The sequence below is a fragment of the Paracoccus sp. BR5-17 genome (genome assembly GCF_055693925.1).
Map to the genome: position 1 here is coordinate 1,107,567 of NZ_JBVFUV010000003.1, position 23,029 is coordinate 1,130,595.

The window sequence follows — 23,029 nt, forward strand, 5'->3', positions numbered from 1 at the left end:
GCGGCTGGCCCGCCGTGCTTTTCCTCAGCCTCCCTGCCGGGCGGCCTGCAAGACCCGTGCGAGGGTGCAGAATCCCTCAAGCCCGATCTCCTCGGCCCGGGCGGTGGGCGGTATCCCCGCCTGGTCGAGCAGCGCCTCGATCTGCGGATGCAGCCCGCGCAGCGATGCGCGCAGCATCTTGCGCCGCTGGTTGAAGGCCGCCGCCGTGACCTGCGCCAGCACCGCCGGATCCGCCGGATGGCGCGGCCGGGGCAGCGCGGTCAGCTGGACCACCGCGGAATGAACCTTGGGCGCGGGCACGAATGCCTCGGGCGGAAGGGTCATGGCGATCCGCGCCTCGGCCCGCCACTGCGCCAGCAGCGCCAGGCGTCCATAAGCCTTGCCGCCCGGCGCCGCGACGATGCGTTCGGCGACCTCTTTCTGGAACATCAGCGTCAGCGACTGCCAGAAGGGCGGCCAGTCCGGCGGCGTCAGCCAGCGGATCAGCAGTTCGGTGCCCACATTGTAGGGCAGGTTCGCGGCCACGCGGATCGGCGGGGTCAGGTGGGCCAGCGGATCGACCTGCAGCGCGTCGCCGTGGATCACCGTCAGGCGGCCGGGATAGCGATCGGCGATTTCCTGCAGGGCGGGCAGCGCGCGGGCGTCCTTTTCGATGGCAAGGACATGGCGCGCGCCCTGGGCCAGCAGGCCGCGCGTCAGGCCGCCGGGGCCGGGGCCGATTTCCAGCACGTCGCACTGCGTCAGGTCGCCGGCCTGGCGCGCGATCTTGGCGGTCAGGTTCAGGTCCAGCAGGAAGTTCTGGCCCAGCTGTTTCTTGGCGCGCAGATCGTGGCGGGCGATCACCTCGCGCAGCGGGGGCAGGTCGTCGATGGTGCTCATTGCGGCGCGGCGGGATGGGTATTTTGACAAAGAAGAAGCATCAGCCCCGCGCCTCGGCCATTTCCCGGGCCATGCGCAAGGCGGCGATGGTCGAGGCGGCATCCGCCAGCCCCTTGCCGGCGATGTCGAAGGCCGTGCCGTGATCGGGCGAGGTGCGGATGAAGGGCAGGCCCAGCGTCACGTTGACCCCGCCGGCGAAATCCAGCGTCTTGATCGGGATCAGCGCCTGGTCGTGATAGGCGCAGATCGCCGCGTCATGGCGGGCGCGGGCAGGGCCGTGGAACAGCGTGTCGGCGGGCAGGGGCCCCGAGAGGTCGAACCCCTCGGCCCGCAGCCTCTGCAGCAGGGGGGCCATCCAGGCGGTTTCCTGGCGGCCGATCGTGCCGCCCTCGCCGGCGTGGGGGTTGAGGCCCGCCACCGCCAGCCGCGGGGCCCTGATGCCGAAGTCGCGGATCAGGGCCGCATGGGTGATGCGGATCGCGCGTTCCAGAACCGCCGGGGTCAACAGGCGAGGCACGTCCTCGAGCGGGATGTGGATGGTCGCGGGGACCACCCGGCAGGGCGGTTCCACCGTGGTCGAGGCCAGCATCATCGCGACCGGAACATCGCCCGCCAGATGGGCCAGGTATTCGGTATGGCCGGGAAAGGCGAAGCCCGCGCCCTGCTTCAGCGCCTGCTTGCTGATGGGCAGGGTGCACAGACCCGCGGCCTGTCCGGCCATGACCAGTTCCGCCGCGCGGGCGATCACCGCGACCACGCCCGCCGCATTGGCCGGGTCGGGCCTGCCGGGCACTGCGGGGGCCGCGAAATCCTGGCCGAGCACGGGAAGGCTGCCCTCCGGCGCCGGATCGCTCGGGGTCGCGATCCGGGTGAAGGGGGTTCCCGGGGGCAGGTGGCGCGGATCGCCCATCCAGGCAAAATCCACGCCCGAGGCCAGGGCCTTGACCGCCAGTTCGGGCCCGATTCCCGCCGGTTCCCCGCAGGTCAGGATGATCCGGCGGGGCTTCACGGCCGGCGGATCAGGGCTTCCGCCCGCAGTTCCGCCAGATAGGCCTCGGCGGCGGCATTGGCCTTCTGGTTGAAGATCTGGTCGCGGACGGCGTCGCGGGTGGGCAGGGCGTCGGTGTCGGGCACCGCGGCCTCGACCCCGTCATCGGGAAGGGCGGTGGTGGCGACCTGGCTTTCGGTCTGCGCCACCAGCGCGGGCTGGCGCGAGCAGAGCATCACCAGATCGGCGCCGTTGCCGTAATCGACCACGCCCGTCTCGTCGGCATCCAGCGAGGCGAGGCGCTGCGCCACCAGCGTCGGGATCGCCGCCTGCGGCAGCGTCTGGCGCTGCACGCGGCCCGCCTGCGCGCCCGCCTGGATGTAGAGATCGTCGCAACTGCGCGTCCGGGCCGCCAGCGTGGCCGCGGCGGCGGCGGTCGGCAGGCGCAGCGTCGCATAGTCGATGACCTGCTCTGTGGCGCCCGGGCGCAGCGTGCCCTGGCTGTCGCGCAGGTGGAACAGGACCACCGCGCCCTCGATCGTCAGCGGCTGGGTGGTCTGGCCCGGCTGCAGGGCGGTGATGACCTGGCGAAGCGCCGGCGGCAGGTTGTCGATGTTCACCCAGGCCAGCCGCCCGCCCGATTGCGCCGATTCGGCGGCCGAATACTGCCGTGCCGCGGCCTCGAATTCATCCGAGGAGAGGCCTGCCCCGGCGATCTGGCGCGCCAGGTTCAGAGCCTGCTGTTCCTGGCCCGGCGGCGCCGGGATGATGAGTTCGGAGATCAGCACCCGCGAGACGATGGGGGTTTCGACCACGCGGCGCAGTTCCTGATCGATCTCGGCCTCGGACACCTCGATCCGGGGCACGACGCGCTCGCGGATGACCTGCCGCCAGACCAGGCCGGCGCTGACGAAATCGCGGTAGGCCTGGGGCTCGACCCCCGCCGCTTCCAGCGCCGCGGTGAATTCGGCCGCCGACAGCCCGGCGCGGCCGGCGAATTCCTCGAGCCCCTCCTGCAGCCCCTCCTCGGTCGGGGCAATGCCAAGCTGGCGGGCGGCGTGGTTGCGCAGGCGGTCGTCGATCAGGGCCTGCTGGGCTTCCTCGGCCGTGGTGCCGGGGGCGCCCAGGATCTGCATGAACCGCTGGCGCTGCTGCACCTCATAGCGGGTGATGGCGGCGTTGTTGATGTAGATCACCGGCTCGAACAGGCCTTGCGCCAGGACCGGCGCGGGCCCTGCCGCCAGGGCCGTCGCCAAGGCGAGGCTGGAAAGGAAATGCCGCATCTGCTGCCCCCGTGTGTTTTTGGCGTGTCTTCTTGTTGGCGGATCGGTCGCTGGGGCGAGACTAGCGCATGCAGGACCGGCGCGCCACCGTGCCCGGCAAGTCCTCGGACGCGCCGAAGCCGCCCAGCCGGACCGAAAAGCCGACGCTGGTTTCGGGCCTGACGCTGTCGGAGCGGGTGAAGCGGCGCGACACCCCCATGTCCACGGTCAGGCATTCGTTGCGATAGGTCAGATCCAGCGAGGCCCGCTGCGCCTCGTCGGCGTTGAAGTCGTAGCGGGTCTCGGCGTTGCCCCACCAGCCCTCGCGGATCTGCCAGCCGACATTGGCGACCAGTTCGCTGATGTCGGCGCGCGCCGCGTTGCCCGCGTCCTCGTCCAGCCACAGATGGCCCGCCGACAGTTGCAGGTCGTCGCGCAGCCAGCCCAGCCGCAATTCGTTGCGCGAGATGTCGAAGCCGCTGTCCAGCAGGGCCCGGTTGGCGATCGCCAGGCCGTTGCCGCTGTCGTATTGCGCGGCCACCAGCCAGTCGGACGTGCTTCCGGACAGGGCCGAGCCGTCCGGGAAGGCCCGTTCAGGTTCGGCCCGCACCACCCGGCCGCCCGTCACCGCCAGCGACCAGCCGGCCGGATCCAGCCGGGTCCAGGTCACCCCCAGGTTGGCACGCAGCCCCTCCTCGCGCGCGTCCCAGCCGGGAAAGCGGTTTTCGGAGAACAGGTTGCCTTCGTCGAACTCGATCAGGCGGCTGTCCTCGTTGGGGATGTCGTCGTCGTTGCCGGCAGAGGAATACAGGATCTGGGCCACCGGCTCGACCAGGTGGGTGACGCCGCCCGCCCCGCCGATCAGCGGCCAGCGCAGTTCCACCCCCACCATCGGGATAGCGCGGGTCACCAGGTCGTCATAGGCGCTGTCCTGCGCGATGCGGTAGATGTCGGCGTCGATTCCGGCCAGCGCCGCACCCACCACGCCGCCCGCCAGGATCTCGCTGCGCCGCCAGTCGAGGCCCAGCGAGGCGCGCGCCACGTCGCGGCCCAGCATGTCCCGGTTGGAGGGGCGGCGGTGGGCGTGGACCGACCATTCCAGCAGGCCCTGCCCGCCGATGTAGTCGGGGGTGAAGCGCCGCTGCCAGAGGACGTCGGCCACCTGCGCGGGCGAGGTGCTGTTGTCCTCGTCGTCGCGCAGCGAATGGTAGTTGCCGACCCGCCCGAAGAACAGCCTGTCGCGGGTGATGCGTTCCAGGGTGACGCCGCTCCACAGCCGGTCGGCCTCGGTGATGTCGTAGTCCAGCAGATAGCCGCGGTCCGAGGCCGCCTGAAGCTGCACGCCCAGCCGATAGTCCCGCGGCAGGTCCACCAGGGAGTTGCCGAAGATGTATCCCCGCGTCTCGCCGGGGCGGATGTCGTCGCGGGTGACGGCACCGTTCCATTGCGTCACGCCGTTCGACCAGGCCTGCCGGTAGCGCAGTTCCAGCGTCCGCGTCCGGCTGGCCGAGACATAGGGCGTCACCGTCACGTCGGCATGATCGCCCAGCGTCACGAAATAGGGCAGCTTCAGCCCGAACCCCAGCCCCGAGGTGGTGCGGAATTCCGGGCGCAGGAAGCCGGTGCGCCGTTCGACGGTGGGATCGGGCGCGGTCAGGGCGAAGGGCGCGGCGGCCAGCGGGATGCCGAAGGCGCGGAACTGCGGATGGTCGAAGGTGATGAGCCGGGTTTCCGCGTCATGGGTGATGGCGCGGGCGCGGATCTCCCACAGCGGCGTGGGATCGCTGGCGCAGATCTGGCAGGACGAGGCGACGACATAGCGCAGGTTGGTCATCCGGCCGTTCCCGGTCCGGGTCAGTTCGGCGGCGGCCAGCTGCAGTTCGCGGGCCAGCACAAGGCGTGCGCCGCGGATGATGCCGTCCTGCAGCCTGCGGTCAAGCTGGCCGGAATCGGCCACCAGCACCGCTTCCCGGTCGGGATCGGCGGCCCCGGGGCGCGACAGGTGGATCGGCCCCTCGATCGTCAGGTCGCCCGTGGCCCCGTCCACCACGATGCGCGAGGCCACCAGCCGGGCGCCCTGATACCAGACCACCACACCGCCTGCCGCGATCAGCGTCCGGTCGCCCTGCAGCACCATGCTGTCGGCCAGAACCGTCGCCGCATCCTCCTGCGTCCCGCCCGGATCGCGCCCTGGCAGGGTCACGTCGGCATCGGGATCCACGGCCTCCAGCGGGGCCGCGTCGGGGGTGCGGTCGCCCAGGATCATGTCGCCCAGGGGCGTGGCCGCGGGGGCAAGGGCGGCCTCGTCGCTCCACAGGGGGGCGGTGCCGCCCATGCCGCCGCCGCCAAGGCCGGGGTCCTGGGGCAGCATGGTCTGGGCCAGCGCCATCCCCGGCAGGACGGCCAGCCCCAGGCCCAGGGCTTTGAGAAGGTGCCGTGTCATCCATCCTCCCGCGCCAGGATCAGCGCCAGGGCCAGAAGCCCCCCCACCAGCGGCGGCGTCCAGCCCGCCAGCAGGGCCGGCACCTGCCCGTTGTCGCCCAGAACCTGCGCCAGATTGCGCAAAAAGAACAGTCCGATCCCGGCGCCGAAGGCCAGCAGCACCGCGCCGCCGGCGCTGCGGCCGCGCAGGTGGCGCATGGTGAAGGCCGCCGCCACCAGCACCATCGCCCCCATCAGGAAGGGCCGGGCCAATTCCATCTGCAGCCAGACCTTGTGCCGCGCCGCCGAGAAGCCCGCCCGTTCCAGGCCGGCGATGAAGCCCGGAAGCTGCCAGACGGGCACCGCATCGGGGCGGCCGAAGCCTTCGCGGATGCGCTGCGCGGTCAGGTCCGAGGCCAGTTCCATCCGCGGGGCCGAGGTGGCGGCGGCTTCGGGATTGGGTTCGGTCAGGGGATAGTCGCGGACATCGGTCAGTTCCCACCGGCCGGGCAGCAGGCGGGCCTCGCGCGCCTCGATCCGGCGGACCGGCCCTTTCGCGCTGTCGAAGACCATGAAGGTCGCATCGTAGATCGTGGTGGCGTCCGTGCTGGCGCGGCGGGCGCGAATGACGATCTGGCCGGATTCCTCGGCCCCCTCGACGACCGCCTGGCGCAACCACACGGCGCTGTCGCCCACCGAGACCGTCTGGCGGCTGTCGCGTTCGATCCGGGCCACTGCATCGTCAAAGCGCGCGCCGGTCACCGCGACCAGCGGGTTCAGCAACGCCACGCTCAGCACGCCGACCGCCACCGCCGTGAGGGCGGGCGCCGCGACGACCTTCAGCGCCGACCGCCCCGAGGCCCGGATCGCGACCATCTCTGACGTGCGCGCGAGGTTCAGGAACAGCGCGATGCCGGCCAGCACGGTCAGCAGCGGCAGGATCGAATAGAAGCTCGAGGCGATGTTCAGCGCGGCCAGCCCCAAGGCGCCCGACAGCCCGATCTCGTCGTCCGAAAAGCGGCGGATCATCTCGATCATGTCGATCAGAAGCAGGATCAGCAGGAAGACCCCGGCGACGGTCAGGAAGGACCGCAGGAAGCGCCGGGCGACGTAGCGGGCCAGGATCATGGCGCGGCCCCCGCCCGTCGCCCGGCCCGCCGCGGCCTGGACGCCCACCACAGAAGCCCGCAGCACAGCAGCGCCCCGGCCAGCGACGGCAGGTACAGGACCGGCCACAGCGACGGATCGCGGCCCGCCTGGTTGGCGGCGCCATTGGCCAGCAGTTGCACCGCAAGCAGCGCCAGGATCGCCCAGACCACCTGCCGCCAGACCCCGAAGCGCGAATAGCCGCCGATCATCAGCGTGGCAAAGCCGATCATCGCGGCCACCGGCGACAGCAGCGGCTGGGCGATCCGGTCATGCGCCTCGCGCCGGGCATCGGCGGCGGTGGCGCCCGTCGCGGCCAGCAGATCCGGGTCCGGGTCCAGCAGCCGCAGCGTGCCATAATCGCGCAGGTCGCGGCCCTGGCGTCCGCCTCCGGTCAGCATGGCGCCGATATCGTAGCTCAGTTCCTGGAAGCGCGTGACGGCAAGGGCCTGCCGGCCGCCGCCCTCGCGCAGGTTCTGCGACATGCCGCGCAGCAGGATCAGCACCGGGCCGGTCTCGGCGCGCACCACAAGCGCCTCCTCGGAGGTGTAGATGATCTGGTTGGCGGGGTCGCGGGCATCCTCGATGAACAGATCCAGAAGCCGCCCGTCCGCCGCGATGTCGCGGATGAACAGCGTGATGCCCCGGGCGGGGTACTGGAAGCTGCCGGGGCGCAGGAACTGATCGGTCGCGTCCTGGGCCAGTTCGGCCTCGCGCTCGGCCAGGCGCGCGCGGGCCAGCGGCACCAGGCCGTGAACCAGCACCGCCACCATCAGCCCCACGAAGGCCCCGAAGACCAGCACCGGCCGCGCCAGCCGCCAGGGCGACAGCCCCGCCGCCTGCATCGCCACCAGTTCGGATTCCCCGGCCATGCGGTTGGTGCCATAGGCGCTGGCCGCGAAGGCCGCCACCGGCAGCACGACCGAGATCACCAGCGGCAGCGTCAGGGCGGTGAACTCCAGCACCACAAGCGCGGTCTGCCCGTCGCTCAGAAGGTCGTCGAACAGGCTGACGGCGCGGTTGATCCAGTAGACCGACACCAGCACCAACGCGAAGAACCCGAACAGGGTCAGCAGCTGGCCAAGGATGTATCGGTCGATGCGCGGCATGGGGTCCGGGGTGTCCTGTGGCGGGCGGCGGTCACGTCTTGCTTAGCCGCAAGGGCGGCTCTGGAAAAGGGTGCGCGGCGGGTCTAGGCTGCCCCCGCGAAAGATGAGGAGCGCGCCATGACCCAGCCCGTCGAGATCACCTTCACCGAAGTCGCCACCGACCGGCTGGCCAGCCATGCGGGGCGGGTGGCGCTGATCCTGTCGCCGGGCGCGGATCTGCCCGCCGGCCTGCCCGAGGGGGCGCAGCAGGCCATCCGCCGCGCGATGGCGTCGAAGGCGGGCCGGGCGCTGAAGCCCGGCGCGGCCCTTGAACTGGCCTTTCCCGCAGGCATGGAGGCCGAGGCGCTGATGCTGGTCTCGCTGCCCGGGGACGCCACGCTGGCCCAGGCCCGCAAGGCCGGTGCGGCCATCGGTGCCAAGCTGGGAAAGACCCACACCCTGGTCATGGCAGGCAGCCATCCCCTTGCCAACGAGATCGCGCTGGGCACCGCGCTGCGGGGCTACGAGTTCTCGGTCTATCAGACCAGGCCCGCCGAGGGAGAGGGCGAGGGCGAGGCCGGCGCCGACCCGATCCCGCAGGGCCTCACCCACGGGCCGGACAACGCCGTGCTGGGTGACGCGCAGGCCGACAGCGCGCCCGAGGCCGCCGGCGAGCCGGTTTCGGAAAAGGCCCGCGTGACCTTCATGGCCGATGAGCCCGAGGCCCTGGCCAAGGCCGCCCAGGCCGCCGCCGCCGTGGCCGAGGGCGTGTTCTTCACCCGCGACCTGGTGAACGAGCCCGCGAACGTCCTGACCACCACCGACTTCGCCGACCGCCTGAAGGCGATGGAGGAGATCGGTCTGACCGTCGAGGTGCTGGACGAGGACCAGCTTGCCCAACTGGGGATGCGCGCGCTGCTGGGCGTGGGGCAGGGGTCCGAAAGCCCCTCGAAGGTCGTGGTGATGCACTGGTCGGGCGGCGGCGACGAGGCGCCCCTGGCGCTGGTCGGCAAGGGCGTCGTCTTCGACACCGGCGGCATCTCGATCAAGCCCGCCGCGGGCATGGAGGAGATGACCATGGACATGGGCGGCGCGGGCGTCGTGGCGGGCGTCATGCGCACGCTGGCGCTGCGCCGCGCCCGCGCCAATGTCGTGGGGCTGGTCGGGCTGGTCGAGAACATGCCCGACGGCAAGGCCCAGCGGCCGGGCGACATCGTGAAATCCATGAAGGGCGACACCATCGAGGTCATCAACACCGATGCCGAGGGGCGTCTGGTTCTGGCCGACGTGCTGTGGTACGCGCAGACCCGCTTCAACCCCTCGGCCGTGATCGACCTGGCGACGCTGACCGGCGCGGTCATCATCGCGCTGGGCCACGACAATGCCGGCGTCTTTGCCAATGACGACGCGCTGGCCGAGGCGATCCTGGCCGCCGCGAAGGCCGAGGGGGAGGGCGCCTGGCGCCTGCCCCTGGGCCAGCCTTACGACAACCTCATCAAGTCGCGCCTGGCGGACATGAAGAACACCGGCGGCCGCGCGGCGGGGTCGATCACCGCGGCGCAGTTCCTGCAGCGCTTCATCCGCAAGGGCACGCCCTGGGCGCATATCGACATCGCCGGCGTGACCCTGCCGCCCTCGGCCACCGATCTCGCGCCCAAGGGCGCGACCGGCTGGGGGGTGATGACGCTGGACCGCCTAATCCGCGACCGCTACGAGGCGGGGTAAGGCCCCGTGGGCAACGCGCTGTTCTACCACCTGACCCGCTCGCCCGCCGAAAGCCTGCTGCCCACGCTGATCGGCAAGTCGCTGGCGGCGGGCTGGCATGTGGAACTGCGCGGCACCGATCCCGCGCGGATGGAGCGGCTGGATCTGCATCTGTGGCAGGGCGACGGCTTTCTGCCGCACGGGCTGGCGGGCGGGCCGCACGACGCGCGCCAGCCGGTGCTGCTGACGCTGGCCGGGCAGGCGGCCGCCAACGGTCCCGCCTGCCTGATGGCGCTGGACGGGGCCGAGGTCGCGCCGGCCGAATTGCAGGCCCTGGCGCGGGCCTGCATCATCTTCGACGGCGGCGACGACGCGGCCACCGCGCGGGCGCGCGACCAGTGGCGGGCGCTGACCGGCGCCGGCGTGGCCGCCGAATACTGGTCCGAGGAATCGGGGCGCTGGGAACGCAGGCGCTGAGGCCTCCTGCCCGCCACGCCCGACATGGGGGCAGGATCAGCCCGGCCGGGGTCCAGGCCGCCCTGGTCGATCAGGAAATCGACGACGGCCTGGACTCCCCGGCCGTGGCGAAGCTGGGCCATGACCACCGGGCGGGCGGCGCGGGCGGCGCGCGCATCCGCTTCCAGCAGGCCCGCGTCCACGCCGACATGGGGTGCCAGGTCGGTCTTGTTGACCACCAGCAGGTCGGACCGCGCCAGCCCCGGGCCGCGCTTGCGCGGAATGTCCTGACCCGCCGCCGTGTCGATGACATAGATGGTCAGATCCGCCAGTTCCGGGGAAAAGGTCGCGGCCAGGTTGTCGCCGCCCGATTCGATCAGGATCAGGTCCAGATCCGGGAAGGCCGCGTTCAGATCGGCGATGGCCGCCAGGTTGATGCTGGCGTCCTCGCGGATGGCGGTATGCGGGCAGCCGCCGGTTTCCACGCCGCGGATGCGGTCGGCGGGCAGCACTTGGGCGCGCATCAGCGCCTCGGCATCCTCGCGCGTGTAGATGTCGTTGGTGATGACGGCCATCGACAGGCGCGGGGCAAGCACCCGGGCCAGCTGTTCGGTCAGCGTGGTCTTGCCGGCGCCCACGGGGCCGCCGATGCCGACGCGCAGGGGGCCGTGGCCGTGGCGGGGGTTGTCGTCGCTCATGATCGGAATATCCTGACGGGCATGGTCTCGTGGCGCATGGCGGCGATGTCGGCGCCCCAGGCGGTGCCGGCAAGGTCTTCGGGCGTTGCCCCGGCGGCGCGGGCGGCGGCATGAAGGATCGCCGGCTGCAGACCGGCCAGCATCCGCTGCCCATCGACCCCGCCCAGCGGCATGAAGCGCACGGCGGCAGAGATCAGGGCGGCGGCCTGGGCCTGCAGGAAGGCCGCGATGATCTCGGGGTGCGGCAGCGGCAGCGCGGCGCAGGCGCGCCCGAAGGCCACGGGCAGGGCGGCGGCGGGCTGGGGCCGGCCGGTCAGGGCGGCGATGGTGGCGGCAAAGGCCGTGCCCTGCTCTACGGTCTCGGTCAGGCGCTGGGACGACAGGCAGGCGGCGCGGGCCAGATCGTCCAGGGCCGCGTGATCCGTGGCGCGCAGGGACAGCGCGACCAGCACCGCGTCCATCCAGCCCGCGCCGTGGTCCAGCCAGTCGGCCAGCCATTGCGGAAGCGTGGCGCGGCCGGCAAGGCCCGCCTCCATCGCCCATTCCAGCCCCTGCGACCAGGCATAGCCGCCCACCGGGAAGGCGGGCGACAGGATCTGCGCCAGGTGCAGGCGCGCGGCCTCAGGCGTGACGATGGTGGTCGTGGTCATGCGCGGGTCGGGGGATGGGTCGTGCGAATGGCCGAAGGTGCGACCGTGGCCATAGGCGCCGCCCTCGGGGCAAAACGGCATGTCGGCGTGGCCGATCTCGGCCCCCAGCCTGCTCAGCATCGCCTCGAGCACGTGATCCGCGCGGATGATCAGGCGGTCGGGCTCGATCCGGCAGGGGGTGTGGCGGTTGCCGATGTGCCAGGCCAGCCGCGCGAGGTCGCCGCGCACGACCATCACCGGCTCGGCCTTCGCGCGCACGAGGATCCGGCGGCCGTCCGACAGTTCCAGGGCGTCGCCGTCATGAAGGCTGGTGGTTTCGGGCAGATCGACCAGGACATCCCCCGCCGTGGTGGCCAGTTTCCGGCGCCGCAGCAGGCGAGAGTCGTGATCCAGCGACACCTCGGCGTCGAAAGGGCCGGTGGCGCTGCGGATGATCCTGGTGGCGGCAATCATGGGGCGTCCTGCATCAGAAGAGAAAATAGCGTTGGGCCATGGGCAGTTCGGTCGCGGGCTCGCAGGTCAGCAACTCGCCGTCGGCGCGGACCTCGTAGCTTTCGGGATCGACCTCGATCACCGGCATGGCGCTGTTCAGGACCATGTCGGCCTTGCCGATGCCGCGGGTGGCTTCGACGGCGATCAGGGTCTTGCCCAGGCCGTCCGCGGCGCCCGCCTCCAGCCCGGCCCTGCTGACGAACAGCGCCGAGGCGCGGCCCCCGTGCCCCCACATCGGCCGGCTGAAGATCGGCTGCACCGGGATCGAGCCGTTCGGATCGCCCATCTGCGCCACGCTGATCTGCCCGCCGACCAGCACCATGTCCGGCTTGACGCCGAAGAAGGCCGGCGACCACAGCACCAGATCGGCGCGCTTGCCGGGGGTGATCGAGCCGATGTGCCGGCTGACCCCGTGCGCGATGGCCGGGTTGATGGTGTATTTGGCGATGTATCGGCGCGCGCGTCGGTTGTCGTTCTGGCCCTGTTCTTCTGGCAGGCGGCCGCGCTGGCGGCGCATCTTGGAGGCGGTCTGCCAGGTGCGGATGATCACCTCGCCGATCCGGCCCATCGCCTGGCTGTCCGAGGAGATGACGCTGAAGGCGCCCAGGTCGTGCAGGATGTCCTCGGCGGCGATGGTTTCCCGGCGGATGCGCGATTCCGCGAAGGCCACGTCCTCGGGCACGCGGCGGTCGAGGTGGTGGCAGACCATCAGCATGTCCAGGTGTTCCTCGACCGTGTTGGCGGTATAGGGCCGGGTCGGGTTGGTGGACGAGGGCAGGACATTGCCCATGCCCACCATGCGGATGATGTCGGGGGCGTGCCCGCCGCCTGCGCCTTCGGTGTGATAGGCGTGGATGGTGCGGCCGGCGATGGCGGCCATCGTATCCTCGACGAAGCCGGATTCGTTCAGCGTGTCGGTGTGGATCATCACCTGCACGTCCATCGCGTCGGCGACCGACAGGCAGCAGTCGATGGCGGCGGGGGTGGTGCCCCAGTCCTCGTGCAGCTTCAGCGCGCAGGCGCCGGCGCGCACCTGTTCTTCCAGCGGTGCGGGACGCGAGGCGTTGCCCTTGCCGGCGATGCCGATGTTCACGGGCAGGGCGGCGCAGGCTTCCAGCATCCGGGCGATGTGCCAGGGGCCGGGGGTGCAGGTGGTGGCCAGCGTCCCGTGCGCCGGTCCGGTGCCGCCGCCCAGCAGCGTGGTGACGCCGGAATGGATCGCGTGATCGACCTGCTGGGGGCAGATGTAGTGGATGTGGCAGTCGAAGCCGCCGGGTGTCAGGATCCTCCCCTCGCCGGCGATGATTTCCGTGCCGGGGCCGATGACCAGGGTGACGCCGGGCTGGGTGTCGGGGTTGCCGGCCTTGCCGATGCCGGCGATGCGGCCGTCTCTCAGCCCCACATCGGCCTTGGTGATGCCCTGATGGTCGAAGACCACGACGCCGGTGATGACGGTGTCCATCGCCCCGTCCGCGCGCGAGACCTGCGACTGGCCCATGCCGTCGCGCACCACCTTGCCGCCGCCGAACTTCACCTCCTCGCCGGGGATGGTCAGGTCGCGCTCGACCTCGATCAGCAGTTCGGTATCGGCCAGCCGGATCCGGTCGCCGGTGGTGGGACCGTACAGCGCGGCGTAATCGGCCCGGGAAAGCGTGGTCATGTCGGCCCCATGATGTCCTTGCGGAAACCCTGCACGATGCGCGCGCCCGCATAGGCGATCAGGCGGATCTGGCGCGACTGGCCGGGCTCGAACCGGACGGCGGTGCCGGCCGGGATGGCCAGGCGCATCCCGCGCGCGGCGGCGCGGTCGAAGGCCAGCGCCGGGTTGGTTTCGGCGAAGTGGTAATGGCTGCCGACCTGGATCGGGCGGTCGCCGGTGTTGGCAACCATCACGGTGACAGCCGCGCGGCCGTCGTTCAGCGTGATGTTGCCCGGGGCGGGCAGGATTTCCCCGGGGATCATGGCCGGCCCCGCAGCAACAGCCAGCCTGCGGCCGCCAGGGCGGCGATCATCGCCGCCGTCGCCAGATGATCCGCCTGGGTCAGCAGATGGGCCGGGGCGGCGTCGTGATGGGGGCCGGGATGGGCCAGGGCGGCGCAGGGCAGCAGCACAGCCGCAGGAAGGAGACGGATTTTCATTCAGCCCTCGTGGCGGATCGGGTGGTGGACGGTGACCAGCTTGGTGCCGTCGGGAAAGGTGGCCTCGACCTGGACGGATTCGATCATGCCGGGCACGCCTTCCATGCACTGATCGGCGCGGATCACATGGCCCCCCGCCTGCATCAGGTCGGCCACGCTGCGGCCGTCGCGCGCGCCCTCGACGACGAAATCGGTGATCAGGGCGATCGCCTCGGGGTGGTTCAGCTTGACGCCGCGGGCCAGGCGGCCGCGGGCCACCATCGCGGCGACCGAGACCAGCAGCTTCTCGCGTTCGCGGGGGGTCAGGTTCATGGTCAGATCTGCCAGATGCGGGGAAGGGGTCGGGGCGCAGCGCCGCCAGCAGCCGGTTCACCTGCCGGCGCAGCGGCCAGTCGTCGCGCGCCAGCAGCCGGATCACCAGCCGCTCCGGAGGGGCGCTTGCGGCGCCCGTCACCCCCGGTTCGTCCAGAACCGCGCGGGCGCGGTCCAGCAGGTCGGGCGCATGGGGGGCGATGACGGCCAGCGTCGCCAGGGCGCGCGCATCGCCCAGGAGCGAGGCTCCGGCGCGCCGAAGCAGCGCGTCACCGTCCAGGGCCATCGCGTCGTGGTGGATGATCCGCCCGTCGCGGTGCAGGCTGCGGCGGTCGCGAAAGCGGATGCTGGCCGGCTCCTCGCCCATCGCCAGGCGGCCCAGCACGATCATCTCCAGCAGCAGGCAGCCGGCGCCGGGGGCCAGATTGACCCGGGTTTCGCGGTCGAGCGCGCTGCCGTCATAGAGAATGGTTTCCTGCGGCAGCCAGTCCAGCCACCCCCCGGCGCCCACCGACAGCCGCACCTGAACCCGGGCCGGGTCGGCATCGGCGCGGTAGGCGCGTTCCGCCGTCTGGGTGGTGGCCAGCACCCGCGCGCCGGGGCGCAGGGCCAGCGCGAAGGCCAGCCGGTCGCCCGAGGCCAGCCCGCCGGAGGTGTTGAGGAACGCGATCTCGGGCAGGCCCTTTGCCACGCGCGGCAGCATCGCCCTGGCCGAACCCGACTGCGCCAGATCCAGCAGCCCGCGCGGCCCCATGACCACGCGCGCCGCGCCGGTGCTGCGCTGAAGACGGGGGGCGGGGGCTGGTGCGTCGAACATGACCCCAAGGGGCGGCCGCTTCGGGCGGCAGGTCAATCCCGCACCCTGGGGCCGCTGCCCGGCGGCTGCGCAGAAGGCGCGAAACCGCCTTTCGAATGGGCAGGCTGCCCAAGGCGTGGACAGAGCGGGAACGGATCAGCAGGCGGACATCCGCAGCCTGTCCCGCCGGGACGGGGGATGGCGCCGATCTCGACCCCGGTGAAGACATGCATGGTCCGCAGCACCGGATCGACGACCGCATGATCGCTGACCCAGCCGCCAAGCGCCAGATAGCTGCGCAGCAGCGGCGGCATCCCCGTCACCGCGCGCCGCGGATCGGGCGGGTCGCCCAGCAGGGCGCGCGCCAGGCGAAAGACATGGGGCGCCTTGATCCGCGGCCACCACCGGCGCGGCGCCAGGTGCCGGGCCTGCAGCAGCGCGAAGGCCTGGGCGTGGTCGGCGGGATCGGTCCCCCGGAAGCTGGAGCATCCGAACAGCATCTGCGCGCCGGTATCGTCCACCACGCGGGCCAGCGCCGCCCAGGCCAGGCGCATCACGTCGGGATCCCGGATCAGGGGGTGGACGCAGAAGCGCCCGATCTCGAGCATCGGGGCCTCGAAGGCTTCAAGCGCCGACAGGTCGTAGAACTGCGCCGAGTAGCTGGACGCGATGTCCTGGCCGTCCCGCAGCGGCAGGATGCGGAAGCAGCAGGCAAGCCGGCCGCTTGCGTTGTCCCAGATCAGCATGTGCCGGCAGCGGGCGTCGTGGGCGTCGCCGTCGGTTCCGCCGGCGTCCTTGCCCGCAGCGTCTTCCGGCGCCACGAAGCGCAGCCAGCGCAGGCGCTGCGCCGCGTGCAGGTCATCGGCGGACGCGGCCAGCCGCGCCAGATAGCGCCCGGTGCGAAATGGTTCCATGCGGCGGCCCCTTCAAAGACCCTTCCCGCAAGCCTGCGTCAGGCGGGGAAGGCTTGGCAAGGGCTCAGTCGTCGCTGCGGTCGCCCAGCACGTCCTCGACATAGATGCGCTTGACCAGGATGATCGTCACCAGCAGCAGCGGCGTCGCCAGGATGACCCCGGCAAAGCCGAACAGGCTGCCGAAGGCCAGGATCGCCAGCACCGTCAGGGCGGGCGGCAGATCCGCGGCATAGCGCTGGATCAGGGGCATCAGCATGTTGCCCTCGACCTGCTGGATCACGACGAACAGCAGCGCCACGTAAAGCGCCAGATCGACCCCCTGGGTCAGGGCGAACAGCACCGCCGGGATCCCCGACAGGAACGGCCCCACCACCGGGATGATGTTGGTCAGCCCCGCGATCAGCCCCAGCACCAGCGCCAGGGGCACGTCCAGCAGCCACAGCCCCAGGCCGGTCAGCAGCGCCACCAGCAGCATGTCCGCCGCCTGCCCCCCCATCCAGCGGGCAAGCGCGCCGCCCAGCTCGTCCGCGATCTGCGCGGCGCGCGGCCGATAGGACTGGGGCACCAGGCGCAGCGCGCTGCCCCGGTATTGCGGCGCGTCAAGCGCCAGGAAGATCGCCACCGTCACCAGCAGCACCAGGTTGGCCGCCCCCCCGAACACCGTCGTCAGCGTCCCGGTCACATAGCCGAACAGCGACGGCAGCGTGCCTTCGGGGGCCGAAGGGGCGCCGCCGTCCTCGGCAGCGCCGATCTGCTGTTCCAGGAACTGCCCGACCGAGCTTTCGGACAGCCAGGTATTCACCTGCTCCCAGGCGGCGGGCAGGCTGCCCAGCAACTGCCGGAACTGCTCCGAGATCGACGGCCCGGCCCAGACCGCCACGGCCGCGATCGCCAACCCTGCCGCCAGGGCCGTCAGCAGCACGCCCGGCTTGAAGCCGATCCCCAGCCGGTCGTTCAGCAGCCGGGCCCCGGCGCGCAGGGCGATGGCGATCAGGATCGCGCCGAAGCCCATCAGCAGCACGTTGGACCACTTCCAGGCGGCGGCCAGCAGGACGGCCAGCGCGAAGGCCAGGACGATCCCGCCGGGACGCAGGCGGGGCTGGGGGTGCCGGGGCGGTCGGTCATGGGGCAGGGCCTTTCGTCTGCTTCGCCTGCATCATGCCTGCCTTGCCCGAAGATGCCATCCCTGATAACCGGGCGCGGATTTCGAAACCGCGGCGGGGCTGTCCCGCCGGACACAGCAAGGACTGCCCCATGGCCATCGAACGCACGCTCTCCATCATCAAGCCCGACGCCACCCGCCGCAACCTGACGGGCAGGATCAACGCCAAGTTCGAGGATGCGGGCCTGCGCATCATCGCGCAAAAGCGCATCAAGCTGTCGGCCGAGCAGGCGGGCAAGTTCTACGAGGTCCACAAGGACCGCCCCTTCTACGGCGAACTGGTCGAGTTCATGGCCTCCGAGCCGGTCGTGGTGCAGGTGCTGGAGGGCGAGAACGCCATCGCCAGGAACCGCGAGGTGATGGGCGCGACCAACCCCGCCCAGGCCGAGGAAGGCACCATCCGCAAGGAGTTCGCGCTGTCGGTGGGCGAGAACTCGGTCCACGGCTCCGACGCGCCCGAAACGGCCCGGGAGGAGATCGCGTTCTTCTTCTCGGGGCTGGAACTGGTCGGCTGAGGAACTGAAAAGCCTCGCTGAGAAGGAAGGGGCCGCGTGGCCCCTTTTTTGTGGACTTCCGCCGGCGATACCCCCCGCCATTGCACCCCCACCCCCATCCGCGCTATCTCCTCCTGAACCAACCTACCCGAGGAGGCTCTCCATGCGCGCGTTCGTCTTTCCCGGCCAGGGGGCGCAGGTCGTGGGCATGGGGCGCGAGCTGGCCGAGGCCTATCCCGCCGCGCGCGAGGTGTTCGAGCGGGTGGACGAGGCCCTGGGCGAGAAGCTTTCGGACCTGATCTGGAACGGCGACATCGACACGCTGACGCTGACGCGGAACGCGCAGCCGGCGTTGATGGCGACTTCCATCGCGGCGTTCCGCGCCTTGGAGGCCGAGGGCTTCGGGATCAAGGACGCCAATTTCGTGGCCGGGCATTCGCTGGGGGAATACTCGGCGCTGTGCGCGGCGGGGGCGCTGACGCTGGAGGACACGGCGCGGCTGCTCTGCCTGCGCGGGCAGGCCATGCAGGAGGCGGTTCCCGTGGGCCAAGGCGCGATGGCCGCGATCCTGGGGCTGGATTTCGCCACCGTCGATCACATCGCGCGCGAGGTCGCGGGCGACGAGGTGGTGCAGGCCGCCAACGACAACGATCCGGCGCAGGTCGTGATCTCGGGGCACAAGGCGGCGGTGGAACGCGCGGCCGAGGCGATGAAGGCCGCGGGGGCCAAGCGGGCGCTGATGCTCCCGGTCTCGGCCCCGTTCCATTCCGCGCTGATGCAGCCCGCCGCCGCGGTCATGGCCAACGCCCTGGCCGGCGTGGACATCCAGCCCCCCGCCGTGCCGCTGATCGCCAATGTCCGCGCCGAGGCCGTGACCGAGCCCGGGGCGATCCGCCGCCTGCTGGTGGAACAGGTCACCGGCACCGTCCGCTGGCGCGAATCCATCGCCAACCTGGCCGAGGCCGGCGTGACCGAGTTCTGGGAGATCGGCGCCGGCAAGGCGCTGTCGGGCATGATCCGGCGCATCGCCGGCAACGCCGTGGTGCGCAATGTGGGCCTGCCTGCCGACATCGCCGCGCTGAAGGGCTGAGGTCTTGGGCATGAGGACAAGGAAGAAGGATCAGCCATGTTCGATCTGACAGGCAGGACCGCCCTGGTAACGGGCGCATCGGGCGGCATCGGCGGGGCCATCGCCACCGCGCTTCACGGCGCCGGCGCGACCGTGGCCCTGTCCGGCACGCGCGAAGGGCCGCTGAACGACCTGGCCGCGGCCCTGGGGGACCGGGCGCATGTGGTGCCCGCCGACCTGTCGCAGGCGCAAGCCGCCGCCGGGCTGGTCAAGGACGCGGTCGCGGCGATGGGTTCGGTCGATATCCTGGTCAACAATGCCGGCATCACCCGCGACAACCTGTTCATGCGCATGACCGACGAGGAATGGGCGCAGGTGCTGGAGGTCAACCTGACCAGCGTCTTCCGCCTGTCGCGGGCGGCGCTGCGCGGCATGATGAAGGCCCGCTGGGGACGAATCGTCACCATCACCTCGGTCGTGGGGGCCACGGGCAATCCCGGGCAGGGCAACTATGCCGCCGCCAAGGCGGGACTGGTCGGCATGTCCAAGTCGCTGGCACACGAGGTCGCCAGCCGCGGCATCACCGTGAACTGCGTGGCGCCCGGCTTCATCGAGACGGCGATGACCGGCGGGCTGACCGACGACCAGAAGGGCAGGATCCTGTCCCAGATCCCCGCCGGACGCATGGGCGCCCCTGCCGAAATCGCGGCTGCGGTGCTGTATCTGGCCAGCCCCGAGGCCGCCTACGTGACCGGCGCGACGCTGCATGTGAACGGCGGCATGGCAATGGTCTCGAGGCGCTTGCGGCCCGCAAAAGCGGTTGCAAGAGGGTTCACGGGTGCTGTATCCCCGGCTTGAGCAGCAGGGAAACCGCCCTGTGCCGAAGCGGATTATGTTCGCGGATAAATTGGGCGGATGCCCGCGAGAATGAGGATGTGACATGAGCGATATCGCTGATCGCGTGAAGAAGATCGTGGTCGAGCATCTGGGCGTCGAGGAGGACAAGGTGGTCGAATCCGCGTCCTTCATCGACGACCTGGGGGCCGACAGCCTCGACACCGTCGAGCTGGTCATGGCGTTCGAGGAGGAATTCGGGATCGAGATCCCGGACGACGCCGCCGAAACCATCCAGACCGTCGGCGACGCGGTCACCTTCATCAAGGGCGCGGTCTGACCCGCATCCCTGCCGGAACGGCATCCGCGAACGGCGTCCCTGCACCGGCAGGGGCGCCGTTTTCGCATCCCGGCCATGCGCCCGGAACCTGTCCGGCAGCCAGCCGTTCCTGTGCCGACATACGGGAAAACACAGGAGCCGAACATGGCCGTTGCATTGAAGGGGCTGTCCGACAACGCCCGCAAGACCGCGATCTCGGAACTGAACGGGCGGCTGGCCGACTCGATTGCCCTGGCGCTTGCGGTGAAGCAGGCGCATTGGAACGTGAAGGGCCGCAACTTCATCGCCATCCATGAGCTGTTCGACATGCTGCACACCAACCTGCGCGAACAGATCGACGTGATGGCCGAGCGCGTGCAGCAACTGGACGGCGTCGCCATCGGCACGGCCGAAAAGGTGGCGGGGGCCGCCACGCTGGCCGAATACCCGACCGACCTGACGCGCGCCGAGGATCACCTCCGCGCCCTGTGCGACCGGTTCCGCGACCACGGCGAGAAGCTGCGCATGGCCATCGACCTGACCGACGAGGCGGGCGATGCGGACACCGCCGACATCTTCACCGCCGCCTCGCGCAGTGTGGACAAGGACCTGTGGTTCATGGAAAGCCATCTCGAGTGATGGCGGCCGGATCCCGCGTCTAGCGGCCCAGCTTTGCGTGAACCTCGTCCAGATCGACCTCGGCCAGCGGCATCCTGTTGTCGGGATCGTCGAAGTCGTAGCGGAACAGCTGGAAATCCTCGTTGTAGATTTCCCAGATCAGGTGGCGCGACAGGTCGTCGAAATAGTCGCTGACCTTGTGCGCCCGCCGGGGCCCGTGGCCTTCGGATCTCGTTGAACCGCGGCACCGCGGCCAGATCGACCGCCGCGGGCGTTCTGGCGCCTGACAGGATCCCGGCCATGCCGTCGTTGAAGGTCTCGGTGAAGAGGATCCGGTCGTAGCGCCCGCCATTGGCGATGAAGGTGCCGATATGGCCCGACATCGCGGACCAGTGGATGTCAGGCTCCATCGGACGGCGGAAGCGGATCGTGTCGCGCGCGAACAGCAGGAAGCGGCGGAAGCTGGCGATCTGGTCGAAGGCGAAGCCGTTTTCGGGGCTGCCCACGTCGATGCCGTAGCGCTGGGCCAGTTGCGGCACCAGATTGCCGCGATAGCGGCGGCCGTTTCGCTGGATGCCGGCGATCTTGTCGAAGAAGGACGACAGGATCCGCGCATAGGGGTTGCGCACGCAGGTGAAGGCGAGGGCATCGTGTCGGCGGACGGCGGCTTCGATCGGCTGCCTGCTGTGATCCTGGGACCACTTGTGCAGGCCTTGGGTCGAATCATGGATGTCGCCGTCGTAGAACCGGCCGTGGTCCGAATAGAACATGATCTGCCCGATGGTCGAGCAGGCGCATTTGGGCACCACCCGATAGATCAGGCTTTCGCTTTCGGTCATCCAGACGCCGGGAAAACCCATCGCCCTTCCTCCTTGCCGGGCGTCGGGGCTGCCCCTTGAAGTTGAACATGGCTAGACACAGAAACCAAAAACAGGTGCAAGATTCAATCTCTCCGATGACACTGCGCCCACGGACACGGCGCCCAGAACCGAAAGCCTGCGCCCGATGGCCCGTATCGCCTTCATTCTGCTGACCCACAAGGATCCGCAAGGCGTGGTCGATCAGGCGCGGCGGTTGACGGCGGCGGGCGACTATGTGGCGATCCACTATGACAGGGGCGCGCCGACACGGGATTACCGCCTGATCCGCCGGGAACTGGCCGGCCATCCGGGCGTGGCCTTCGCGCCGGTCCGCAGCCGCTGCGGCTGGGGGGAATGGTCGCTGGTCGCCGCGACGCTGGCCGCGCTGCGAGAGGCCGAGCGCGCCTTTCCCGAGGCCACCCATTTCTACATGCTGTCGGGCGACTGCATGCCCATCAAGTCGGCCGAATTCGCCCGCGACTTCCTGGATCGCGAGGACTGCGACTATATCGAGGCCTTCGACTTCTTCGACAGCGACTGGATCAAGACCGGCATCAAGGGCGAAAGGCTGATCTATCGCCACTGGTTCAACGAGCGCAAGGCCAAGCGCCTGTTCTATGCCAGCCTGGCCGCGCAGAAGCGGCTGCGGCTGGAACGCCCGCTGCCGCGCGGCATCCAGGTGATGATCGGGTCGCAATGGTGGTGCCTGCGCCGCCAGACGGTCGAGGCGGTCCTGGCGCTGATCGCCCGGCGCCGGGATCTGGTGCGCTTCTTCCGCACCACCTGGATCCCCGACGAGACCTTCTTCCAGACCCTGGTCGCCCATCTGGTGCCCAGGGGCGAAATCCGCCGCCGTTCGCCCACCTGCCTGATGTTCACCGACTACGGGATGCCGGTGACCTTCCACAACGACCATTACGACCTGCTGATCCGGCAGGACTTCCTGTTCGCCCGCAAGATCAGCGCCGATGCGCGGGATCTGCGCGCCCGGCTGGGCGAGCTGTGGCAGGCACGGGGCGTCAGCTTCGCCATCTCGAACGAGGCGCCGCGCCTGTTCCGCTTCCTGACCGGGCGGGGCCGCGTCGGACGGCGCTTCGCCCCCCGCTTCTGGGAGGACGACGGCCTGGGCCGCGACCGGTCGATCTGCCTGATCGTCGCCAAGAAGTGGCACTGGGCCAAGCGGCTCACGGCGGCGATCCGGGCGGGCACGGACATCCCGGCGGTGGACTATGTCTTCAACGAACGCGATGCGGGCCTGCCCGATCTGGGCGGGATTGCCTCGACCCTGGCCAAGCGCGAACGCCATCACCGGGCTCTGGTCCGGCTGCTGCTGGACGATTTCGGCACCGACCGGCTGGTGCTGTGCCTCGATCCCTCGGCGCTGTCGCTGATCGCCGACCTCATGGGGACGCGCGCCGACACGCGGATCCTGTTCCTCGACGCCCGCTTCGACGAGGATTACCTGCGCGGCCACATGCGCCGGGTGGGACTGGCGGGGCCGGCCACCCCCGACGCGGTGATCCGCCAACTGCTGCCCGTCGTCGCCGGCGATCTGGCCGACGAAGCCCAACGGCTGCGCGACGCCGCCTCGGCGCGCATGACGGTCCTGTCGCCCGCGGCGCCCGTCCCGGAGAATGCCCAGGCCATCGCGCGGTTTCTGGACGTGCCCGCCCAGGTCGCGCATGATCTGGCCCAGACGCCGCATCTGTTCACCGACTGACCACAGGAC

The 23,029-nt window shown here is 70.6% G+C and carries 20 protein-coding genes and 5 pseudogenes; 8 read left to right on the forward strand and 17 right to left on the reverse strand.

Annotation, left to right across the window (positions count from 1 at the left end):
* Positions 1-24: 24 nt before the first annotated feature.
* The 6 genes from rsmA to lptF form a co-directional block, all read right to left on the reverse strand.
* Complete coding sequence (gene rsmA, locus ACZ1HC_RS06895) at positions 25-879, reverse strand: 16S rRNA (adenine(1518)-N(6)/adenine(1519)-N(6))-dimethyltransferase RsmA (RefSeq protein WP_472699329.1); 855 nt, start codon at positions 877-879, stop codon at positions 25-27.
* A 40-nt stretch (positions 880-919) separates the two neighbouring features.
* The gene (gene pdxA / locus ACZ1HC_RS06900; RefSeq protein ID WP_472699330.1) at positions 920-1,888 is read right to left on the reverse strand and encodes a 4-hydroxythreonine-4-phosphate dehydrogenase PdxA; all 969 of its coding nucleotides are present in this window, start codon (positions 1,886-1,888) and stop codon (positions 920-922) included.
* On the reverse strand, positions 1,885-3,150 hold the full coding sequence (locus ACZ1HC_RS06905; protein WP_472699331.1) for a peptidylprolyl isomerase: 1,266 nt from the start codon (positions 3,148-3,150) through the stop codon (positions 1,885-1,887). Before ACZ1HC_RS06905 ends, pdxA begins: the two co-directional genes overlap by 4 nt.
* Positions 3,151-3,211: 61 nt before the next feature.
* Positions 3,212-5,572 (reverse strand): LPS-assembly protein LptD, encoded by a 2,361-nt coding sequence (locus tag ACZ1HC_RS06910; protein ID WP_472699332.1) that lies wholly within the window; start codon positions 5,570-5,572, stop codon positions 3,212-3,214.
* Positions 5,569-6,744 (reverse strand): LPS export ABC transporter permease LptG, encoded by a 1,176-nt coding sequence (lptG, locus tag ACZ1HC_RS06915; protein ID WP_472699333.1) that lies wholly within the window; start codon positions 6,742-6,744, stop codon positions 5,569-5,571. The genes ACZ1HC_RS06910 and lptG overlap by 4 nt, the downstream gene beginning before the upstream one ends.
* Positions 6,675-7,805: an LPS export ABC transporter permease LptF gene (lptF, locus tag ACZ1HC_RS06920; RefSeq protein WP_472699334.1), complete on the reverse strand. Its 1,131-nt coding sequence runs from the start codon at positions 7,803-7,805 to the stop codon at positions 6,675-6,677. Before lptF ends, lptG begins: the two co-directional genes overlap by 70 nt.
* Before the next feature lie 117 nt (positions 7,806-7,922).
* Between lptF and ACZ1HC_RS06925 the strand changes: the two genes are divergently transcribed.
* Together ACZ1HC_RS06925 and ACZ1HC_RS06930 are read left to right on the forward strand one after the other, a co-directional pair.
* On the forward strand, positions 7,923-9,509 hold the full coding sequence (locus ACZ1HC_RS06925; protein ID WP_472699335.1) for a leucyl aminopeptidase: 1,587 nt from the start codon (positions 7,923-7,925) through the stop codon (positions 9,507-9,509).
* Positions 9,510-9,515: 6 nt separating this feature from the next.
* Positions 9,516-9,965: a DNA polymerase III subunit chi gene (locus tag ACZ1HC_RS06930; protein ID WP_472700800.1), complete on the forward strand. Its 450-nt coding sequence runs from the start codon at positions 9,516-9,518 to the stop codon at positions 9,963-9,965.
* A gap of 53 nt (positions 9,966-10,018) precedes the next feature.
* Here ACZ1HC_RS06930 and ureG read toward each other — a convergent pair.
* The 10 genes and pseudogenes from ureG to ACZ1HC_RS06980 form a co-directional block, all read right to left on the reverse strand.
* A pseudogene (gene ureG / locus ACZ1HC_RS06935) lies at positions 10,019-10,642 on the reverse strand (urease accessory protein UreG); the annotation flags it as partial.
* On the reverse strand, positions 10,639-11,292 hold the full coding sequence (locus tag ACZ1HC_RS06940; RefSeq protein WP_472699336.1) for an urease accessory protein UreF: 654 nt from the start codon (positions 11,290-11,292) through the stop codon (positions 10,639-10,641). The pseudogene ureG and the gene ACZ1HC_RS06940, both read right to left, overlap by 4 nt.
* Positions 11,264-11,745 (reverse strand): annotated as a pseudogene (locus tag ACZ1HC_RS06945) (urease accessory protein UreE). The gene ACZ1HC_RS06940 and the pseudogene ACZ1HC_RS06945 overlap by 29 nt, the downstream one beginning before the upstream one ends.
* A gap of 13 nt (positions 11,746-11,758) precedes the next feature.
* Positions 11,759-13,444, reverse strand: coding sequence for an urease subunit alpha (ureC, locus tag ACZ1HC_RS06950; RefSeq protein WP_472699337.1), 1,686 nt, complete (start codon positions 13,442-13,444; stop codon positions 11,759-11,761).
* Positions 13,441-13,746 (reverse strand): urease subunit beta, encoded by a 306-nt coding sequence (locus tag ACZ1HC_RS06955; RefSeq protein WP_472699338.1) that lies wholly within the window; start codon positions 13,744-13,746, stop codon positions 13,441-13,443. The genes ureC and ACZ1HC_RS06955 overlap by 4 nt, the downstream gene beginning before the upstream one ends.
* On the reverse strand, positions 13,743-13,922 hold the full coding sequence (locus ACZ1HC_RS06960) for a hypothetical protein (protein ID WP_472699339.1): 180 nt from the start codon (positions 13,920-13,922) through the stop codon (positions 13,743-13,745). The genes ACZ1HC_RS06955 and ACZ1HC_RS06960 overlap by 4 nt, the downstream gene beginning before the upstream one ends.
* On the reverse strand, positions 13,923-14,234 hold the full coding sequence (locus ACZ1HC_RS06965) for an urease subunit gamma (RefSeq protein WP_472699340.1): 312 nt from the start codon (positions 14,232-14,234) through the stop codon (positions 13,923-13,925).
* Between the two features lie 2 nt (positions 14,235-14,236).
* Positions 14,237-15,051: pseudogene (locus ACZ1HC_RS06970) on the reverse strand (urease accessory protein UreD).
* 32 nt (positions 15,052-15,083) lie between these two features.
* Entirely contained in the window at positions 15,084-15,944 is an 861-nt protein-coding gene (locus tag ACZ1HC_RS06975) for a GNAT family N-acetyltransferase (RefSeq protein WP_472699341.1), read from the reverse strand.
* A gap of 64 nt (positions 15,945-16,008) precedes the next feature.
* On the reverse strand, positions 16,009-17,076 hold the full coding sequence (locus ACZ1HC_RS06980) for an AI-2E family transporter (protein ID WP_472700801.1): 1,068 nt from the start codon (positions 17,074-17,076) through the stop codon (positions 16,009-16,011).
* Between the two features lie 122 nt (positions 17,077-17,198).
* On the opposite strand from ACZ1HC_RS06980, the gene ndk reads away from it, so the two are divergent.
* From ndk to dps, 5 genes and pseudogenes are all read left to right on the forward strand, one after another.
* Positions 17,199-17,621: a nucleoside-diphosphate kinase gene (ndk, locus tag ACZ1HC_RS06985; protein WP_472699342.1), complete on the forward strand. Its 423-nt coding sequence runs from the start codon at positions 17,199-17,201 to the stop codon at positions 17,619-17,621.
* 142 nt (positions 17,622-17,763) lie between these two features.
* Entirely contained in the window at positions 17,764-18,690 is a 927-nt protein-coding gene (fabD, locus tag ACZ1HC_RS06990; protein WP_472699343.1) for an ACP S-malonyltransferase, read from the forward strand.
* Positions 18,691-18,726: 36 nt separating this feature from the next.
* Positions 18,727-19,461: pseudogene (gene fabG / locus ACZ1HC_RS06995) on the forward strand (3-oxoacyl-[acyl-carrier-protein] reductase); the annotation flags it as partial.
* 148 nt (positions 19,462-19,609) lie between these two features.
* Entirely contained in the window at positions 19,610-19,843 is a 234-nt protein-coding gene (locus ACZ1HC_RS07000; protein ID WP_089387089.1) for an acyl carrier protein, read from the forward strand.
* 75 nt (positions 19,844-19,918) lie between these two features.
* A complete protein-coding gene (gene dps / locus ACZ1HC_RS07005) occupies positions 19,919-20,461 on the forward strand; it encodes a DNA starvation/stationary phase protection protein Dps (RefSeq protein ID WP_472699344.1) in 543 nt (180 codons plus the stop codon).
* Between the two features lie 19 nt (positions 20,462-20,480).
* Here the strand turns inward: dps and ACZ1HC_RS07010 are convergent.
* Positions 20,481-21,300: pseudogene (locus tag ACZ1HC_RS07010) on the reverse strand (sulfotransferase family protein).
* 145 nt (positions 21,301-21,445) lie between these two features.
* On the opposite strand from ACZ1HC_RS07010, the gene ACZ1HC_RS07015 reads away from it, so the two are divergent.
* Positions 21,446-23,020: a DUF5928 domain-containing protein gene (locus ACZ1HC_RS07015; protein WP_472699345.1), complete on the forward strand. Its 1,575-nt coding sequence runs from the start codon at positions 21,446-21,448 to the stop codon at positions 23,018-23,020.
* The last annotated feature ends 9 nt before the right edge of the window (positions 23,021-23,029 follow it).

Coding starts and splice junctions, on each gene's coding strand:
- ACZ1HC_RS06975 (WP_472699341.1), bottom strand. CDS start 15,944: ATGGAACCATTTCGCACCGGGCGCTATCTGGCGCGGCTGGCCGCGTCC.
- lptF (WP_472699334.1), bottom strand. CDS start 7,805: ATGCCGCGCATCGACCGATACATCCTTGGCCAGCTGCTGACCCTGTTC.
- ACZ1HC_RS06955 (WP_472699338.1), bottom strand. CDS start 13,746: ATGATCCCCGGGGAAATCCTGCCCGCCCCGGGCAACATCACGCTGAAC.
- ndk (WP_472699342.1), top strand. CDS start 17,199: ATGGCCATCGAACGCACGCTCTCCATCATCAAGCCCGACGCCACCCGC.
- ACZ1HC_RS06960 (WP_472699339.1), bottom strand. CDS start 13,922: ATGAAAATCCGTCTCCTTCCTGCGGCTGTGCTGCTGCCCTGCGCCGCC.
- fabD (WP_472699343.1), top strand. CDS start 17,764: ATGCGCGCGTTCGTCTTTCCCGGCCAGGGGGCGCAGGTCGTGGGCATG.
- ureC (WP_472699337.1), bottom strand. CDS start 13,444: ATGACCACGCTTTCCCGGGCCGATTACGCCGCGCTGTACGGTCCCACC.
- ACZ1HC_RS07015 (WP_472699345.1), top strand. CDS start 21,446: ATGGCCCGTATCGCCTTCATTCTGCTGACCCACAAGGATCCGCAAGGC.
- dps (WP_472699344.1), top strand. CDS start 19,919: ATGCGCCCGGAACCTGTCCGGCAGCCAGCCGTTCCTGTGCCGACATAC.
- rsmA (WP_472699329.1), bottom strand. CDS start 879: ATGAGCACCATCGACGACCTGCCCCCGCTGCGCGAGGTGATCGCCCGC.
- ACZ1HC_RS06940 (WP_472699336.1), bottom strand. CDS start 11,292: ATGACCACGACCACCATCGTCACGCCTGAGGCCGCGCGCCTGCACCTG.
- ACZ1HC_RS06925 (WP_472699335.1), top strand. CDS start 7,923: ATGACCCAGCCCGTCGAGATCACCTTCACCGAAGTCGCCACCGACCGG.
- ACZ1HC_RS06910 (WP_472699332.1), bottom strand. CDS start 5,572: ATGACACGGCACCTTCTCAAAGCCCTGGGCCTGGGGCTGGCCGTCCTG.
- ACZ1HC_RS06965 (WP_472699340.1), bottom strand. CDS start 14,234: ATGAACCTGACCCCCCGCGAACGCGAGAAGCTGCTGGTCTCGGTCGCC.
- ACZ1HC_RS07000 (WP_089387089.1), top strand. CDS start 19,610: ATGAGCGATATCGCTGATCGCGTGAAGAAGATCGTGGTCGAGCATCTG.
- ACZ1HC_RS06905 (WP_472699331.1), bottom strand. CDS start 3,150: ATGCGGCATTTCCTTTCCAGCCTCGCCTTGGCGACGGCCCTGGCGGCA.